Origin of the sequence: Mesorhizobium sp. Root695, assembly GCF_001428185.1 — a bacterium.
Classification (GTDB): domain Bacteria; phylum Pseudomonadota; class Alphaproteobacteria; order Rhizobiales; family Rhizobiaceae; genus Mesorhizobium.
Map to the genome: position 1 here is coordinate 21,411 of NZ_LMHO01000010.1, position 16,713 is coordinate 38,123.

Below are 16,713 nucleotides of genomic sequence, written 5' to 3' on the forward strand. Positions count from 1 at the left end.
ATGGTGGCGCGGGTTCGCACGGTCGCTTTCCAGGGTATCGAGGCCGTGCCGGTCGATGTGCAGGTGATGATCGCGCCCGGCAAGGTCAACATGCACATCGTGGGCCTCGCCGACAAGGCAGTGGCCGAAAGCCGCGAGCGGGTGCAGGCAGCACTTCATGCTTCCGGCCTGTCGATGCCGTCGAAGAAGGTCACGGTCAATCTGGCACCCGCCGACCTGCCCAAGGAAGGCAGCCACTACGATTTGCCGATCGCGCTTGGCCTGATGGCCGCATTGGGCGCCATTCCTGGCGACATGCTGGCCGGCTATGTCGTGCTTGGCGAGTTGTCGCTCGACGGCACGATTGCCGCGGTCGCTGGCGCCTTGCCGGCGGCGATCGGCGCCAATGCCGAGGGCAAGGGCCTGATCTGCCCGTTCGCCTGCGGGCCGGAAGCTGCCTGGGCCGGGCGGGAATTCGACATTCTGGCGCCGCGCAGCCTGATCGCCATCGCCAACCATTTTCGCGGTACGCAGGTGCTGTCGCGGCCGGAGGCCGGAATCCACGCCGCGGCGCGCGACCTGCCCGACCTCGCCGACATCAAGGGCCAGGAGACCGCCAAGCGGGCGCTGGAAGTGGCGGCAGCCGGTGGGCACAATTTGCTGATGATCGGCCCGCCCGGATCGGGAAAGTCGATGTTGGCGCAGCGGCTGCCGTCGATCCTGCCGCCGCTCGCGCCGAAGGAATTGCTCGAAGTCTCGATGATCGCCTCGGTGGCGGGAGAGCTCGGGGAGGGCAAGCTGACCGACCGGCGGCCGTTCCGCGCGCCGCACCACTCGGCCTCGATGGCGGCGATGGTCGGCGGTGGCATCCGCGCGCGGCCGGGTGAAGTGTCGCTGGCGCATCACGGCGTGCTGTTCCTCGACGAATTTCCGGAGTTCACGCCGCAGACGCTCGATGCGCTGCGCCAGCCGCTCGAGACAGGCGACTGCATGATCGCGCGGGCCAACCATCGCGTCACCTATCCAGCGCGCATCCAGCTGGTGGCGGCGATGAATCCGTGCCGCTGCGGCATGGCCGGCGAACCGGGCTATCGCTGCCTGCGCGGCGAGCGCTGCCGCACCGACTACCAGGCGCGGATATCAGGCCCGCTGCTCGACCGCATCGATCTTCGGATTGAGGTGCCGGCGGTGTCGGCCAGCGACCTGATCCGGCCCGACCGGGCGGAGAAAAGTGCCGATGTGGCGCTGCGCGTGGCGCGCGCCCGCACCATCCAGCGCGAGCGGTTCGAACGGCTCGGCGCTACCCGGGCCACCACCAACGCGCATTGCGCGCCCTCAGTCATCGAGGAGATAGCCATGCCTGACGCCGCCGGCCTGTCGCTGCTCAAGGACGCCAGCGAGAAGCTCGCCTTTTCCGCGCGCGCCTACCACCGCGTGCTGAAAGTGGCGCGCACGCTGGCCGATCTCGACGCCAGCGAAACCGTCGGCCGCATCCATCTGGCCGAAGCGATCTCTTATCGGATGAGTTCGGAGCGGGTGGCGCAAGCGGCTTAGGTCACTTGCCTGCCAATGGCCGTGCTTACGGGTTGTGGTTTTTGGTCCGCGGGCGAAATCTGGCAGCAGGCGATCGCGCGACAAGCCGGCTCCGCAACGTTGCCTTCCGCGATCACGCCATAACCGCCACCCAACGAATCGAACATCTCTGCAATGCGGCGGATCTGATTGTCCGCTTGGCCGGCGTCCTCCCCACCCAACGGCCCCACCGAACGGACGTCGGCCATTTCTTCGTCTTCACCCCAGAACGTGTCGCATCGGTGCCGGACTAAAATCTTGGCTGCTGCATTGGATATTCCTTATTTAGACAATACGAATATGATTGCGGTTGAGGGTGTACCGATATGTTCATTGACTACTACGAAGTTTTGGAAGTTAGCCCGAACGCCAACTCGGAAACGCTGGAGCGCATATTTCGCTATTTTGCGATGCGCTATCATCCAGACAATCAGCACACTGGGGATGAAGCCCGCTTCAGCGAAATCGTGGAAGCCCACAATACGCTCAAGGATCCCGTCAAGCGCGCTCAATACGACATCGCGTATAGAGACCATGCCGGCCTTCGCCGCGAGTTGACCGAGGAGGCCAGCAACGCCAAAGGCATCGAGCGGGATGCTGTGATCCAGGCCAAACTGCTGTCGCTGCTTTACGCGAAGCGCCGCCACGACGTCACCGATCCGGGGATCGGAGATGTAGAGCTCGAACGCCTGTCAGGCTGCCCGCGAGAGCATCTCGAGTTTCATCTCTGGTACATGAAAGCGAAGGGATGGATCGCGAGGATAGAAAACGGAACGATAGCGATCACGGTGGAAGGCGTCGATCGCGTCAACTCCGAGCACCGGCGCGATCCCTCCATCCGGCTCCTGGACCATACGGCTCCCTAACGCCTTTTCTCTGGCCGGAAGCCAGTTCGAAGACCCGCCCCCCATTCGCGGCAGGGGCGGGCCGCGTACCTCTTCAGCCCTGCTGCGCCTTCAGCTCCAGCCGCCGCGCGTGCAGCACCGGCTCGGTGTAACCGTTGGGCTGAACGCGGCCCTTGAAGACCAGGTCGCAGGCGGCGAGGAAGGCGATCGACTTGTCGAAGTCGACCGTCATCGGCCGGTAGAGCGGGTCGCCCTCGTTCTGGCGGTCGACGATGCCGGCCATGCGCTTCATCGTCGCCATCACCTGGTCCTTGCTGCACACGCCGTGGTGCAGCCAGTTGGCGATGTGCTGCGACGAGATGCGCAGCGTGGCGCGGTCTTCCATCAGGCCGACATCGTTGATGTCTGGCACTTTCGAGCAGCCGACGCCCTGGTCGATCCAGCGCACGACGTAGCCGAGAATGCCTTGCGCGTTGTTGTCGAGTTCCTTCTGGATGTCCTCGGGCGACCAGTTCGGCCGCACGGCGACAGGCACCGACAGAATGTCGTCGAGCTTCGCCTTGGGCCGGTTCTTCAGCGCTGCCTGCACCGCGTGGACATCGATCTTGTGGTAGTGCGTGGCATGCAGCGTCGCCGCCGTCGGCGATGGCACCCAGGCGGTGTTGGCGCCGGCCTTGGGATGGGCGACCTTCTCGACCAGCATCGCCGCCATCAGATCTGGCATCGCCCACATGCCCTTGCCGATCTGGGCGTGGCCGGCCAGCCCGCATTCCAGTCCTGTGTCGACATTCCACGCCTCGTAGGCGGAAATCCAGGCGGCCTGCTTCATGTCGCCCTTGCGGATCATCGGACCGGCTTCCATCGAGGTGTGGATCTCGTCGCCGGTGCGGTCGAGGAAGCCGGTGTTGATGAATACGACACGCTCCTTCGCCGCGCGGATTGCTTCCTTGAGATTGACGGTGGTGCGCCGCTCCTCATCCATTATGCCCATCTTGATGGTGTTCCTGGCCATGCCGAGCAGGGCCTCGACACGGTCGAATATCTCGACGGCGAAGGCGACTTCCTCGGGCCCGTGCATCTTGGGTTTCACGACATACATAGAGCCGGCGCGGGAATTGGCGCGGCGGCCGTTCGGCCCAACATCGTGCAGCGCGATCAGCGCCGTCATAGCCGCATCCAAGATGCCTTCCGGCACCTCGTTGCCGTCGCGGTCAAGGATCGCCGGGTTGGTCATCAGGTGGCCGACATTCCTGACCAGCATCAGCGAGCGGCCGGGTAGGGTCAGCGTGCCGCCGGCGGGCGCGGTGTAGGCGCGGTCGGGGTTGAGCTTGCGGACGAAACTCTTGCCGCCCTTGGTGATTTCTTCCGTCAGGTCGCCCTTCATCAGGCCAAGCCAGTTGCGGTAGACGACGACCTTGTCTTGCGCATCCACCGCCGCGATCGAATCCTCGCAGTCCTGGATGGTGGTCAGCGCCGATTCCAGGATGACATCGGCGATCCCCGCCGGATCGGTGCGGCCGACCTGGTTGTTGCGGTCGATCACGATCTCGATGTGCAGGCCGTTGCGCACAAGCAGCACCGCATCGGGATTGGCGGCATCGCCACGGTAGCCGACGAATTGCTTCGGTTCGGCCAGCGTGGTCGAGCCGGCACCGGCACTCAGCCGCAACCCGCCTTGCGCCAGCGACAAACCGTTGACACCAGCCCATTTGCCCGAGGTGAGCGGGGCAGCCTCATCGAGAAAGGTCTTCGTCCAGGCAACGACCTTGGCGCCGCGCGCCGGGTTGAAGGCCTTGCCCTTCTCCGCGCCATCCGTTTCGGGAATGGCGTCGGTGCCATAGAGCGCGTCGTAGAGCGAGCCCCAGCGCGCATTGGCGGCATTGAGCGCATAGCGGGCATTCATCACCGGCACGACCAGTTGCGGTCCGGCAACGATTGCGATTTCCGGGTCGACATTGCCCGTCGACACGCTGAAGGCCGGCCCTTCCGGAACGATATAGCCGATCTCTTTCAGGAAGCCCTTGTAGGCCTCCATGTCGACGGGTGCGCCATGGTCGCGGTACCAGCCGTCTATCTGTTCCTGGATGACGTCGCGCCTTGCCAGCATCGCCCGGTTCTTCGGCGCCAGGTCATGGACGATGGCCGAAAAACCGTTCCAGAAGGCGTCGGCTTCGATGCCCGTGCCCGGCAGCGCTTCCCTGGCCACGAACTCATGCAGCTCGCGGGCAATCCGCAATCCGGCGATCTCGATGCGATCGGTCATCAGGCTACTCCAGATGAAAGGCTTTGCGGGCCTTTGGCATGTCAGGGGTGCAGGGTCAATTCAGCTTAGGGTGAAGGTGGCGTATTTCGCCGCCTCGCTCAAACCGCAATCCGCGGCCTTCCCGAGGCCACCGCCACCACATGCGCCTCTATGAACATGCGTTGGGCTTCGACGGTCGAGACGCGGAACTCGGTCGAAACGTCGATCTCGGCGCTATCGGTGCCGGCATCCCTGGCACGCTGGGCGACGATGGCGCGGACATCGGCCTCGGCCGCCGCGATCGCCGCCGCCTCGTCGAGGAAATCGCGTACGGTTTCGCCCGAGGCAAGGCGAAACAGCCCTTCCTTGGGCTGGCTGACCCGCGCCTCGGCCGAAACCCTGACCTGACCGACGACGGCACCAAGCGCATTGGCGACATCGGTGTCTTCCGGCACCACGCAGTCATTGCCGATCAAGGGTGGCAGGCCGGCATAATGCAGCGGCGCCGAGGCGCCGAGGCCGATGACCGGTCGGTCGAGCGCCACGGTTAAGCGTGCAATGCCGGGATGGGCGTCGACCGCGCGCTGCACCAGCGCATGCGCCACCGTCGACGCGCCATCGAGGCCGTCCTCGGCAAAGGCGGTTTCGAGAATGTATTCGGCCGACCAGCGCGTCAGCGTCACCAGCACCCGTTCCGAGAGCGCTTCTGGCGAAGCGGCGATGAACTGGCCACGGCCGTCGCGCTTGCGGGCGAACAGTTCGGCGCCGAGGCGCGCGGCAACGGGATCCCAGTTTGCCTGCTTGCCCAGCACATGGGCGGCGTCCGACGGGGTGAAACCGGCGACATGCACCAGTCCGCGCGACACCAGCCGGTTCAGCGTCGCGTTCTGCGCGTTCGAGGTCAAAAGCCTGTCGATGGCGAGCGGCACAGCACCAATCAGCTCGTAGAGCCTGGCTTCGGCGCCGGTCAATCCGGCGGCGAGCCTGTCCGGCACGCCGGTGCGCACCGCGAAGCGGCCGTCCATGCGGCCGGGATTGGGCGTCCGCAATTGGCGTTCGAGTTCCGATGTGACGGCGCTGCCATGCGCCATGCCAGCCAGCGCCAGCGGCACCAGGCGGCGTGGCCCGAGCAGGATCTTCGGGTTGAGCGCGCCATCTTCCAGCGTCACCTCAGAATCCCCTCCGAGGCCGAAGGTGCGCATGGCGACAGCCTCGACCATGGTGCGGAAGCCGCCGACGGTGGCGCCCTCCGGATCGAGCCGCGGCCGGCCGCCGTCGAGCACGGCGACGTCGGTGGTGGTGCCGCCGATATCGGACACCATGGCGTTGTCGAGCCCGGTCATGTGGCGGGCGCCCACGAGGCTGGCGGCCGGTCCGGAGAGGATGGTCTCGATCGGCCGCTGGCGGGCAAACGCCGCCGAAACCAGCGCGCCATCGCCGCGCACCACCATCAGCGGTGCCGCAATGTTGCGTGCTTCGAGAAAACCTTCGGTCGCCGCCACCAGCCGGTCGATCATCGAGATCAGCCTGGCGTTGAGCAGCGTCGTCAGCGCCCGGCGCGGACCGCCGAGCTTGGCCGACAGCTCGTGGCTGGCGGTTACCGGCAGCCCGGTCTTTTCGCGGATGAGCTCGCGGGCGGCGACCTCGTGCGCCGGATTGCGGGTGGCGAAATAGGCGCAGACGGCAAAGCCGGACACCGATGCGCCGAGTTCCGGCAGCGCCGCTTCCAGCCCGGACAGATCCAGTTTTGCAGCATTGCCGTGCACGTCGTGGCCGCCAGGACAGAAAACCACCGGGTCGGTGCCCAGCGCGGCCTTCAGCCCGTCGCGGGCGAGGTCGCCCTCGGAGAAGCCGATCATCACCAGCGCGACGCGGCCGCCTTGGCCCTCGACCAGTGCGTTGGTGGCAAGCGTCGTCGACATCGAAACCAGCTTGATCGCGGCGGGATCGGTGCCAGCCTTCTGCAGCACCGCGTCGACCGCGCCGGAAATGCCGACGGCAAGATCATGCCGTGTGGTCAGCGCCTTGGCCTTGGCCAGCACCTTGCCCTTGTTCGGCCCCTGCTGCGGGCCTTCCGTTTCTGACCACAGCACGGCATCGGTGTAGGTGCCGCCGGTATCGATCCCGAGGAACAGGGGCTTTGGCTTGGTCTTGACGGTCATTTCTGATGGCGGTCCGGCTGGCGAATTTTTCTGCCCTGCCCTTAGCCGATACGGAGCGGGCGATAAAGCCGCGAGCGCTGGGCCAACACGCGATGACCATGATGAGGACTTGATCTCCCCCCTCAAGGGAACCCTTATGGGGGAGATCGGCGGCTTTGGCCGCAACGCCAGTGACCACCTCCCACCGACGCTGGAAGTCTTCCCCCCATGGCGGAAGAGAGTCTGGCGAGATGCCACTATTTCGCCGTGACAGTGCCCTTCATCGAGCTATGGATCGCACAATGGAATGGGTGCGCGCCGGCGGCTGATATCTTGACTTTGGCGCTCTTGCCGGTGGCGAGATGGCCGGTGTCGAAGGAGCCGTCAAGCGCGGTGGCGGTGTGCGTCATCGGGTCGGCATTGGTGAAGGTGATGGTATCGCCGACAGCGACCGAGATTTTCGACGGGTTGAATTTCATGCCCTTGATCTGGACCGCATGATTGGCGGCGTAGGCGGGCATCGCAAAGGCAAGCAAAGCAAGAACAAGCATGGTGCGCATGATGGATTTCCTCCTTAGCGCGAGACCCTCATCCTACACTAACGCTGGCGGACCTCCTTTCATGCCACGAAGCCGATCTTTTTATGCGTGTTGTCGCAAAACGGCTTGTTGGCGGAATGGCCGCAGCGGCAGAGGAAGGTGCGTTGCGTGCGGTCGATCGTATGGCCGGTGCCGGTGACGATCTCGACATTGCCTTCGAGCTTGAGCGGGCCGTTGGTGGTCGGCGTCACTTTCAGCGGGCCATTCCTCGCCTCCAGCGCCGGCGTGTCCTTCAGCGCCGGCTCGCCGGTGGCGGTGAAACCTGATTTGTTGTGGCTGCCGTCGCAGAACGGCTTGTTTTCCGAGGTGCCGCAGCGGCATAGCGTGGCGCGGTAAAACGTTTCGCCGTCGAGCACGATCTCGGCATGCACGGCTAGCGGGCCGTTTTCCCGCAGCCGCACGGTGTTGACCACCGGCGGCTGCTCCTGCGGCCCGCCATCCTTCCTGATGTAAGTGATGGCGCCCGAGGGGCAGCTTTCGGCGATCGCGACCACCTTCTCGACGCTGGCCGCGTCGGGATGGATCCACTGACCCGGCGCGTTGGGCACAAAGACATGCGGATCGCCCAGCACGCAATTGCGCGAATGGATGCAGCGCCTGCCGGAGAATCCGACGTCGATCTTGTCGCTTTCGACCATGCCGGCCATAGCTGGGCTCCTTTGCCTGAAGCACGGCGCGTCTGAACGGACAGACACGGCGCGCTCTGGGTATCTGTCGAGGCTATGGCTCCAGCAGGGAAAACCGTCAAGCCGGTCAGGGGACCAGATCGATTTCCTCGGTCTCGCCGCCGTTGCAGGTATAGCAGCAATCCTCGCATTTTTCCTTGTTGCCGGGACCGACGCCCCAATAGGTGCCCTCGTCGCCATCGACCCAGGCGCCGTAGCAGATCGATTCGCCCTCGTTGCACGATATCGGCAGCTGTTTGGTCTCGCCATCGTCGAGGAAATAGTCCTTGTCCTCGCCCGGCCAGACATAGTCGCGGTCCTGACTGTAGAGCTCGACGCGCATGGCGTTGGGGTGGCTGTTCTTGATTGCGAAGGTGATATCGGCGGCGTGCGCGGACGGCGCAAACAGTGTGGCAAGCGACAGCGCGACCAGCGTGCGGCGCGCATAGGTGTAAAGCATGGTAACCCCCTGAAGTAGCGGCCCACCCGGCCGCGGGGCGACCATTGCATGCTGCATTGAATCGCGGAAGTGGATCGGGTGACCTGATCCCTGACTTAATTTGGGTCCGACGCCAGCTTCTCCCTTTTACGGCACCAGATCGATCGTCTCGGTCGAGTGCTCCACGCAGATGAAGCAGCAATTGTCGCAAGGCTGGTCATTGTCCGGCCCGACGCCGGCCGAGATGCTGTCGTTGCCATCGACCCAGGCGCCATAGCAGATGCGTTCGCCCTGATTGCACGAGAGCGGCACGGATTTCTGCGAGCTGGGGTCGATCAGGAACACCTTGTCGTTGCCCGGCCAGACCGTCTCGCGGTCGCGGCTGAACAGTTCGACCGCAACCGCTTCCTTGCGCAGGTTCTTGATGAAGAAGGCCATCTCGGCGGCCTGCGCCGAGGTGGTGAAGACAAAGGCCGCCAGTGCAGCCATACGAAAGAGCGTCACCGTCGGACCTCGCGAATCAGAGCGGCAGAATCGCATGCCTGCCGGTGACTAGGAAGACGCAGCACCCTGCGCCGCGATTTCGCGCCCCAGCCGCATCGTTTCACCCACCAGAAGGTCGAGATCCCCGCGCCTTGTGCGATGGTTGGTGATCGCCACGCGCAGCCAGTGCTCGCCATGCACCGTGGTGTCCGACAGCGCGGCAATACCCTGTTCCTGCAGCCGCAGCATGATCTCGGTGTTGAGCGCCTTCAGCGCCTCGCCGGCCAAGCCGGGCTGATAGCGGAAACAGACGATGTTGATGGTCGGCAATGCCGCCAGCTCCAGGTCAGGCTCGGCCTCGATCAATCCTGCGAGATAGAGAGCTTGTGCGATGTTCTGGTCGATCAGGCGGCCGAACTTGTCGACGCCATGCTGCTTCAGCGCCATCCACACCTTGAGCGCGCGAAAGCCGCGCGACGTCTGCAAGCCGTAATCGTGCAGCCATTCGCCGGAAGCGAGGCCGCGCGGCGTCGATTCCAGGTATTCCGGCGTCACCGCGAAGGTCCGGCGATGCGCGGCGGCATCCCTGACCAGGGCACAGCCGACCTCGAACGGCGCATGCAGCCATTTGTGCGGATCGAGCGCGACCGAATCGGCCCATTCGATGCCCGCGACGCGATGGGCATTTTCAGGTGCGATGGCGATCAGCGCGCCGATGCAGCCGTCGACATGGAACCAGAGGTCCTCCTCATGGGCCAGCTTGGCGAGTGTCCGCAGGTCGTCTATCGCCCCGGTGTTCACCGTGCCGGCATTGCCGATGACACAGGCCGGCTTGAACCCGGCCGCGCGGTCTTCGGCGATCGCCGCCCGCAAGGCATTGATGTCGATGCGCAGTCCGGCATCGGTCGCGATGCGGCGCAGGGCCCGGTTGCCGAGGCCGAGCGCTTCCATCGCCTTGCGGTGGCAGGAGTGGATCTGGTCCGAGCCATAGAAACGCAACGGCTTCTCGATCGCAGCAACGCCGTGCTCGCGCACGTCGATGCCAGCCTTGGTGTTGCGCGCCACGGTCAGCCCGATAAGGTTGGCCATCGAGCCGCCGCTGACCAGCGTGCCGCTGGCAGAAGCCGGAAAGCCCAGCATCTGCTTGCACCAATTCACCACCTGGCTGTCCATCAGCCCGGCGGCGTGGTTGCCGCCGCCGAGGTTGGAACCCTGGATTGCCGCCAGGAAGTCGCCGAGCGCGCCGGTGAAATTGCTGGACCCCATATACCAGGACCAGAAGCGCGGATGGATGTTGCCCATCGGATAGGACATCACCGTGCGCGAGACCTCGCCATAGACAGCGGCGAGCGGCGCCGGCGATCGCGGCAGCGGTGCCGCGAAGACCTCTCTCACATCGGCCGGCATCTCCCGCCAGACCGGACGGTCGCCTACGTCACGCAGATAATCGACCGCATCGTCGATGACCTGGTGCGACAGGGCCTGCACATCGGCCCAGTCCAGGGGATCGAGCGTTTCCTCGGCCACCAGGCCGAGGGGTTCTTGCACGGCGTCCATAGCGGATCTCCCGTCAAGCCGCCGGGAACTGGCAGCCGGGCGTCGAGCGCGACAGGGCGATCTCGTCGGCGTCCATCTCGGTCTCTATGCCGTCGAACAGCGGCGTCGACATGTAGCGTTCGCCGGTGTCGGGCAACATGCACAGGATCACCGCCCCGGCCGTCGCTTTCTCCGCGACCTGCCGCGCCACTGCGAAGGTGGCGCCACCGGAAATGCCGGTGAAGATGCCTTCCTGGCGTGCCAGCGCCTTGGCCCATTTGATGCCCTCGGGCCCGGCAATCGGCATCACCTCGTCGTAGAGGCTGGAGTCGATGGCCTCCTGCAGCACGTTGGGGATGAAATCCGGCGTCCAGCCCTGGATCGGATGCGGTTCGAAGGCCGGATGGCTGGCAGCGGGAGCGCCATCGGCACCGCGCTGCTGCGCCTTGCCGCTGCCGATGAGCTGCGCGTTGGCCGGCTCGGACAGCACGATGCGGGTTTCCGGCCGCTCGCGGCGCAGCACGCGTGCCACGCCGACGACGGTGCCGCCGGTACCATAGCCGGTGACGAAGTAGTCGAGCCGCGAACCGGCGAAATCATTGACGATCTCCCGCCCCGTGGTCGCCTCGTGGATGGCGGCATTGGCGGCCGTCTCGAACTGCCGGGCGAGGAACCAGCCATTGGCCTCAGCCAGTTCCACCGCCTTCTTGTACATGCCAACGCCTTTTTCGGCGCGCGGCGTCAGCACCACCTTGGCGCCCAGCATGCGCATCAGCTTGCGGCGCTCGACGGAAAAACTGTCGGCCATGGTGACGACCAGCGGATAGCCCTTCTGCGCGCAGACCATGGCCAGGCCGATGCCGGTGTTGCCGCTGGTCGCCTCGACAACCGTCTGGCCCGGCTTCAGCGCACCACTGCGCTCGCCCTCCTCGATGATGTTGAGCGCCAGACGATCCTTCACCGAGGCGCCGGGATTGAAGTATTCGGCCTTGACGTAGATGGTCGCGTGGGCTGGTCCCAGATTGTTGATACGGACCACCGGCGTATCGCCGACGGTGTCGAGAATGCTGTCGAACAGGCGACCGCGACCGGCCGTGGTCCTGATTTTCTGCTGATGCAACATCTTGGTCTCCTCGATTGTTGTCACAGACCGGTTACAAACCGGCGGGTTGGGCGGCGAGGTTTCGTGACCTTGCCGCGCTAGGACTAACATGCCGCACAGCGGCAATGACGGTATCCGGCGCTTAAATCCGCTGCCGGATGCGCCGTGTCGTGTTTGGTGATACAGGAGAGGCCGACAGGCCAGCGTGGGAGCAGGCGTGGAAACCAACGTGGAATCCGCACGATCGAGGCTGGACGGCGAGATGCCGGCGCTTTCCGTGCGCCTGCTCGGGGCGCTGGCGATCCTGCGCGACGGCGTGCCGGTGGCGCTGCCGGCGTCGCGCAAGCTGCGAGCGCTGTTCGCCTACCTGGCGCTGGCACCGCATCCGGCCGGCCGCAGCCGCCTGTGCGAATTGCTGTGGGACGTGCCGAACGATCCACGGGGCGAGCTGCGCTGGTGCCTGAGCAAGTTGCGCGGCGTCCTCGACGAGCCGGAGCGGCGCCGGATCTCCACACAGGGCGATACGGTCGCGCTTGACCTGGACGATTGCCATGTGGATGCGCTGGAGGTCGCCGGCGCGATCGCGCAAGGCAACAGTCACCTCGATGTCGAGCGGCTACGAGCGCTTGCCGGACTGTTTGCCGGCGATTTGCTGGATGGGCTGGAGGTCGAGCGCAGCCCTCATTTCAACAGCTGGCTGATCGCCCAGCGTCGCCGTTTTCACTCGTGCCACATCGCCTTGCTGGAACAGCTTGTCGCAAGCCTGCCGACGGATAGCCAAGAGGCGATCGTCTATCTCGACAAATGGGTGGAACTGGCGCCGTTCGACGGGCGTGCGCATGCAGCACTTCTGGCCAGTCTGGCCCGGCGCGGCGAGATCGGCGCGGCCGAGCAGCACCTGGCTTCGGCGGAACGATTGTTCCAGTCAGAGGAACTAGATTTTGCACCGCTTCGCGCGGCCTGGCGGGCAATCCGTGACCAACAGTCGGGCACCCCGCTCCAACCGCAGCCGGCCTGCCTGTCCACAATATCGCAGTTGATCGCGACGCCCTCAGATGCCGGCCCGGTCGAGCCCAGCCACGCTTCGCTGGCGGTGATGCCGTTTGTTGATGAGACCGGCGCAGGCAGTGGATTGGCCGATGGTTTCACCCACGACATCATCACCCGCCTCGCCAAGCTCCGGGATTTCTTCGTCATCGCGCGCGGATCGGTGTTTGCGCTGGCCGAGAAGGACATCGCGCCCGAGGATGCCGGCCGCCGGCTGAATGTCGACTATGTCGCCACCGGAACGGTGCGCAGCCCGGCCGGCCGCCTGATTGTCAGCGTCGAACTGATCGAGGTGCGCACTGCCAGGATCGTCTGGGCCGAGACGTTCGAGCGCAGGCCCGACGACATCTTCACCGTGCTCGACGATATCGGCAACAGCATCGTTTCGTCGATCTCGGCCGAGATCGAAACGATGGAGCGTAACCGCGCCATGTTGAAGGCGCCCAGTTCGCTCAACGCCTGGGAGGCCTATCATCGCGGCCTCTGGCACATGTACCGCTTCACCCAGGCCGAGAACGAGCAGGCGAAGCATTTCTTTGACACGGCCCTGCAGCTCGACCCGACTTTTGCCCGTGCCTATGCCGGCCTGTCCTTCACCCACTGGCAGAACGCCTTCCAGCGCTGGGGCGACCGTGACCGCGAAAGCGCGCTGGCCTTCGAGAGCGCCGGCCGCAGCCTGCTGATCGATGACCACAATCCGGCAGCGCATTGGGCGATGGGCCGGGCGCTGTGGCTGCGCGGCGAGCAGGACAGTTCGCTGATCGAACTGGAACGGGCTGTGGACCTCAGCCCGAATTTCGCACTTGGCCACTATGCACTATCCTTCGTCCACTCTCAGTCGGGCGACCCGCAGGCGGCGATCGGCTCCTCCGACCATTCGCGCCATCTGAGCCCGTTCGACCCGCTGCTGTTTGGCATGCTGGGGGCACGCGCCATGGCACATGTCCGGCTAGGCCAGTTCGAGGAGGCGGCCGAATGGGCGCTGAAGGCGGCGGCGCGGCCCAACGCGCACGCCATCATCCTGGCAATCGCGGCCCACTGCCTGGCTCTGGCGGGACGGCTCGACGAGGCACGCGGCTTTGCCGCCGCCATCCGCAAGACGCGGCCGGACTATCGCCTCGACGATTTCATCGGCACCTTCCACTTCGAGCCGGATGCCGTGGCGCTGTTCCGGCAAGGGGCAAGGCGGATTGGGCTGGGCTGAGGCCCGCGTATCGCCTGAGAATTTCGCCTCGATTCCGCCCGGTTAACACTATCGGAAGGGGTTGCTTAACCGTTCGCGGCTATGTCACGGCCCGGGGGGTGTGACAAAGTGAGTATGATGAGCAACAGCCCCGACAAGCGCAATGAATGGCGCGCCATATTTTACGTGCAAGCCCGCATTGCCATCCTATTTGTCCCGGTGGTTGCAAGCCTGCTGATCATAGCGGCACTCGCCGGCAACGAACGCAAATCCGTTCCCAGCACGATCGACCCGACTGTCACGGGGTCGGTGCGATAGGACCATGTAGGGGCTCGCCGAGCATCTCCTGGCGTGCGCTATCGGGGCGTCATCATTTGGCGCTAAAGTCGCCAATGACCACGGCACTGAATGAATGGGCACGAACGATCAAGCGCGACGTGCATGCGCTCTACCTCGCCGCGCGTGATCCCCGAACGCCGTGGTACGCCAAGGCGCTTGCCGTGTTTGTCGCAAGCTACGCCTTATCGCCAATTGACCTAATCCCAGATTTCATCCCCGTGGTTGGCTATCTCGACGATGCGATCTTGATCCCCCTGGGCATCCTTGCCGTGGTCAGGATGATACCGCCTGAGGTCATGGCGGAACATCGAGAGGCCGCCGCCCTTGCCGTTGACAGGCCCGTGAGCCGCGGTGCGGCGGTGATCATCGCCTGTATCTGGGTCGCTTCGGTCGCGCTGGCGGGATGGCTGGGGTATCGATGCTTCGCTGGCTGACTTTGAAGTCGCGTCCGTAGTGTAGTGTGGAAACAGCTCAACTGCATACCCGAACGCGTCGTTGAGCCGCGCCGAGCTAGAGAATTTTGGTCACCAGTTTGTCCAACCGGGAGTTCTCGCGGTAAGCCAGTCGCACCACGATGGCACCCAGGACGCCGGTGACGGCCCCACCGACAACGTCGGTCAGGTAGTGCGTTCCGATGTAGATTCTCGACCAGCAGATCAGGAATGCCATGATAAAAAGCGCAATCGTCCGGCGCGGGAGGCCTTGCATCGCAAAGGCCGCAACAATCGCAATGGCGGCTGTCGCGTGATCGGATGGGAATGACCAGTCGGCGCTGGGCGCAATCAACAGATGCGTCACGCCGGCATCGTAGGGCCGTATCCGATGCACGAACAGAAGAATGAACTGGTTGATCGCCAGACCGAGCAAGAACGCCAGACCGGCCGACACGGCCGCGTGACGAACATGGTAGCGGTCGACCTTCGCCCACCATTGCAGGACCACGGCCAGCACCATGAGGGGAACGCCGATTTGTGAGACGCCGATCATCGTTTTATCAAGAAAAGGGCTGATACCGGCCGCGGCATTTGCCCAGTGTGTTAAAGCCACATCCATTTGGCGTCGGTTTCCGTAGTTGATCGTGAGGTGGGTTTTGAAGCTCGTCGATGAACGTCGTATCCATCAGATTTTCGAAATCGGCGTCTGGCTCAAGGGCGCGCATGCCCTGATCGAATGCATCGGCGGGATCCTGCTCTATGTCGTCACCACCGATGCCATTGCCTCCTGGGTCAATGCTCTCACCCAGGAGGAATTGATCGAAGATCCGACCGATTTCATAGCTGGCCATCTGTCGCAAATGGCAAGCCATTTCTCGATCGCCAGCCAGGAGTTTTACGCCTTCTACCTGCTCAGCCACGGCCTCATAAAGCTGGCCTTGGTTGTCGGGCTTTTGAGAGGCAAGCTCTGGTCTTACCCGGCATCACTCGCGGCATTGGGCCTATTCATGGTCTATCAAGTCTATCGCTACTCATACACCCATTCGATCGGCCTGCTCGTCCTGACCGTCTTCGATGCGGTCGTCATGGTGTTGATCTGGCATGAGTGGAGGATCGTGAGACAGCACAAGCCGGCATGACAGTCGAACTGACGGCCTCGTCGCTGCTCCTGCACGCCGTCCGACGGAAACCCTCGATAGACCGCACAGCGGCCGGGCTGCAGACGCCCGGTCGCAGGGAGCGTCTTCTTTTGCCGGAACCCCACGCACCGTCGGACATTGTGTTCCAGGAAATCCGCTGGAGGAAATGATGACCAGAGCTCTCGACGTGAACCAGAACACCAAGCAAAACCCGAAGCACCCGCCGCAGCAACAGACCGGCGACGACCTGAAGAAAAAGAAGGTCGAAGGAAAGGCCTTCCAGATCAACGAGAACAGCGTGGACAACCCCGAGCCCGCCCCGGCGCCAACACGGCGAGACTGATTGAAGAAGCGCCTTGGGTCTATCTTCCCAAGGGAAAGCGCTATGCGTTTTTCCCGGGAAACAGTCTCACACTTTCACGGACTAGGCACCCGTGCCTTCCGGCAGCATTCGCTTGAGCACGTCGTCCTTGCGGATGAAATGGTGCCACAGCGCCGCGGCCGCGTGCACTCCGGCGAGGATGAGGATGGAATTGGCGCAGAGACTGTGCAGTTCCCTGACGAATTGGGCCGTGTTGCGGTCGGGCGAAACCGGAGCCGGGATGGTGAAGAGGCCAAAGAAACTCAACGCGTCGCCCCTGTACCAGGTCAGCAGGATGCCTAGAACCGGAATGGTCACGAGCAGCGCATAAAGCAGCAGATGCGCGATCTTTGCCGCCCATCGTTCAAGTTCCGACATTTCCGTCGGCAGCCCCGGCGTTCCCAGCGCCAGACGCAGGCCGACACGGATGACGACCAGCGCAAACAGCAGTAGCCCGAACGAAATATGTAACCACCAGACGATCGCGCGGCCGGGATCGCCGCGTGGAAAAAGCTCCTCCATATAGGTCAAGCCATAAAGGCCGACGACCAGCAGAAACACCGCCCAGTGAATGGCCTTTTGCGTGCTTGTATAGGTGGGGTGCATG

At 64.2% G+C, this 16,713-nt stretch carries 18 protein-coding genes; 7 read left to right on the forward strand and 11 right to left on the reverse strand.

From position 1 onward, the window contains the following. A complete protein-coding gene (locus tag ASD99_RS11490) occupies positions 1-1,533 on the forward strand; it encodes a YifB family Mg chelatase-like AAA ATPase (protein WP_057143747.1) in 1,533 nt (510 codons plus the stop codon). On the opposite strand, the gene ASD99_RS11495 is transcribed toward ASD99_RS11490, so the two are convergent. Beyond that, positions 1,530-1,760 carry a hypothetical protein gene (locus ASD99_RS11495; RefSeq protein WP_056592572.1) on the reverse strand — a complete coding sequence of 77 codons (231 nt, stop codon included), beginning with the start codon at positions 1,758-1,760 and terminating at the stop codon, positions 1,530-1,532. The two genes, ASD99_RS11490 and ASD99_RS11495, sit on opposite strands and share 4 nt — an antisense overlap. Positions 1,761-1,877: 117 nt before the next feature. Here ASD99_RS11495 and ASD99_RS11500 point away from each other — a divergent pair, with 117 nt between their 5' ends. Further along, entirely contained in the window at positions 1,878-2,417 is a 540-nt protein-coding gene (locus ASD99_RS11500; RefSeq protein ID WP_056592569.1) for a J domain-containing protein, read from the forward strand. A gap of 73 nt (positions 2,418-2,490) precedes the next feature. On the opposite strand, the gene ASD99_RS11505 is transcribed toward ASD99_RS11500, so the two are convergent. The 8 genes from ASD99_RS11505 to cysK all read right to left on the reverse strand — a co-directional run bounded on the left by ASD99_RS11505 (position 2,491) and on the right by cysK (position 11,624). Then, entirely contained in the window at positions 2,491-4,659 is a 2,169-nt protein-coding gene (locus ASD99_RS11505) for a malate synthase G (RefSeq protein ID WP_057143748.1), read from the reverse strand. Between the two features lie 98 nt (positions 4,660-4,757). Next, a complete protein-coding gene (locus ASD99_RS11510) occupies positions 4,758-6,800 on the reverse strand; it encodes a hydantoinase/oxoprolinase family protein (protein ID WP_057143749.1) in 2,043 nt (680 codons plus the stop codon). 236 nt (positions 6,801-7,036) lie between these two features. Next, positions 7,037-7,339 carry a cupredoxin family copper-binding protein gene (locus ASD99_RS11515; RefSeq protein ID WP_027052789.1) on the reverse strand — a complete coding sequence of 101 codons (303 nt, stop codon included), beginning with the start codon at positions 7,337-7,339 and terminating at the stop codon, positions 7,037-7,039. A 59-nt stretch (positions 7,340-7,398) separates the two neighbouring features. Next, on the reverse strand, positions 7,399-8,025 hold the full coding sequence (locus ASD99_RS11520) for a CDGSH iron-sulfur domain-containing protein (RefSeq protein ID WP_056592559.1): 627 nt from the start codon (positions 8,023-8,025) through the stop codon (positions 7,399-7,401). A gap of 106 nt (positions 8,026-8,131) precedes the next feature. Beyond that, entirely contained in the window at positions 8,132-8,503 is a 372-nt protein-coding gene (locus tag ASD99_RS11525; RefSeq protein WP_056592556.1) for a hypothetical protein, read from the reverse strand. A gap of 126 nt (positions 8,504-8,629) precedes the next feature. Next, positions 8,630-8,986 carry a hypothetical protein gene (locus ASD99_RS11530; protein ID WP_056592553.1) on the reverse strand — a complete coding sequence of 119 codons (357 nt, stop codon included), beginning with the start codon at positions 8,984-8,986 and terminating at the stop codon, positions 8,630-8,632. Positions 8,987-9,034: 48 nt separating this feature from the next. After that, entirely contained in the window at positions 9,035-10,522 is a 1,488-nt protein-coding gene (locus tag ASD99_RS11535; RefSeq protein ID WP_057143750.1) for a pyridoxal phosphate-dependent decarboxylase family protein, read from the reverse strand. 13 nt (positions 10,523-10,535) lie between these two features. Then, positions 10,536-11,624, reverse strand: a complete 1,089-nt coding sequence (cysK, locus tag ASD99_RS11540) for a cysteine synthase A (RefSeq protein WP_056592546.1) — start codon at positions 11,622-11,624, stop codon at positions 10,536-10,538. A gap of 241 nt (positions 11,625-11,865) precedes the next feature. Here cysK and ASD99_RS11545 point away from each other — a divergent pair, with 241 nt between their 5' ends. From ASD99_RS11545 to ASD99_RS11555, 3 genes are all read left to right on the forward strand, one after another. Next, on the forward strand, positions 11,866-13,854 hold the full coding sequence (locus tag ASD99_RS11545) for a BTAD domain-containing putative transcriptional regulator (protein WP_057143751.1): 1,989 nt from the start codon (positions 11,866-11,868) through the stop codon (positions 13,852-13,854). A 117-nt stretch (positions 13,855-13,971) separates the two neighbouring features. After that, positions 13,972-14,151, forward strand: coding sequence for a hypothetical protein (locus tag ASD99_RS11550; RefSeq protein ID WP_056593378.1), 180 nt, complete (start codon positions 13,972-13,974; stop codon positions 14,149-14,151). Positions 14,152-14,225: 74 nt separating this feature from the next. After that, entirely contained in the window at positions 14,226-14,606 is a 381-nt protein-coding gene (locus ASD99_RS11555) for a YkvA family protein (RefSeq protein ID WP_056592543.1), read from the forward strand. 76 nt (positions 14,607-14,682) lie between these two features. On the opposite strand, the gene ASD99_RS11560 is transcribed toward ASD99_RS11555, so the two are convergent. Further along, positions 14,683-15,225, reverse strand: coding sequence for a phosphatase PAP2 family protein (locus ASD99_RS11560; protein WP_056592540.1), 543 nt, complete (start codon positions 15,223-15,225; stop codon positions 14,683-14,685). 37 nt (positions 15,226-15,262) lie between these two features. Between ASD99_RS11560 and ASD99_RS11565 the strand changes: the two genes are divergently transcribed. Beyond that, complete coding sequence (locus ASD99_RS11565) at positions 15,263-15,745, forward strand: DUF2127 domain-containing protein (RefSeq protein WP_056592537.1); 483 nt, start codon at positions 15,263-15,265, stop codon at positions 15,743-15,745. A gap of 169 nt (positions 15,746-15,914) precedes the next feature. Continuing rightward, complete coding sequence (locus tag ASD99_RS33890; protein ID WP_200950989.1) at positions 15,915-16,088, forward strand: hypothetical protein; 174 nt, start codon at positions 15,915-15,917, stop codon at positions 16,086-16,088. An 81-nt stretch (positions 16,089-16,169) separates the two neighbouring features. Here ASD99_RS33890 and ASD99_RS11570 read toward each other — a convergent pair whose 3' ends face one another. Continuing rightward, positions 16,170-16,712: a cytochrome b gene (locus ASD99_RS11570; protein ID WP_056592534.1), complete on the reverse strand. Its 543-nt coding sequence runs from the start codon at positions 16,710-16,712 to the stop codon at positions 16,170-16,172. Between the last annotated feature and the right edge of the window lies 1 nt (position 16,713).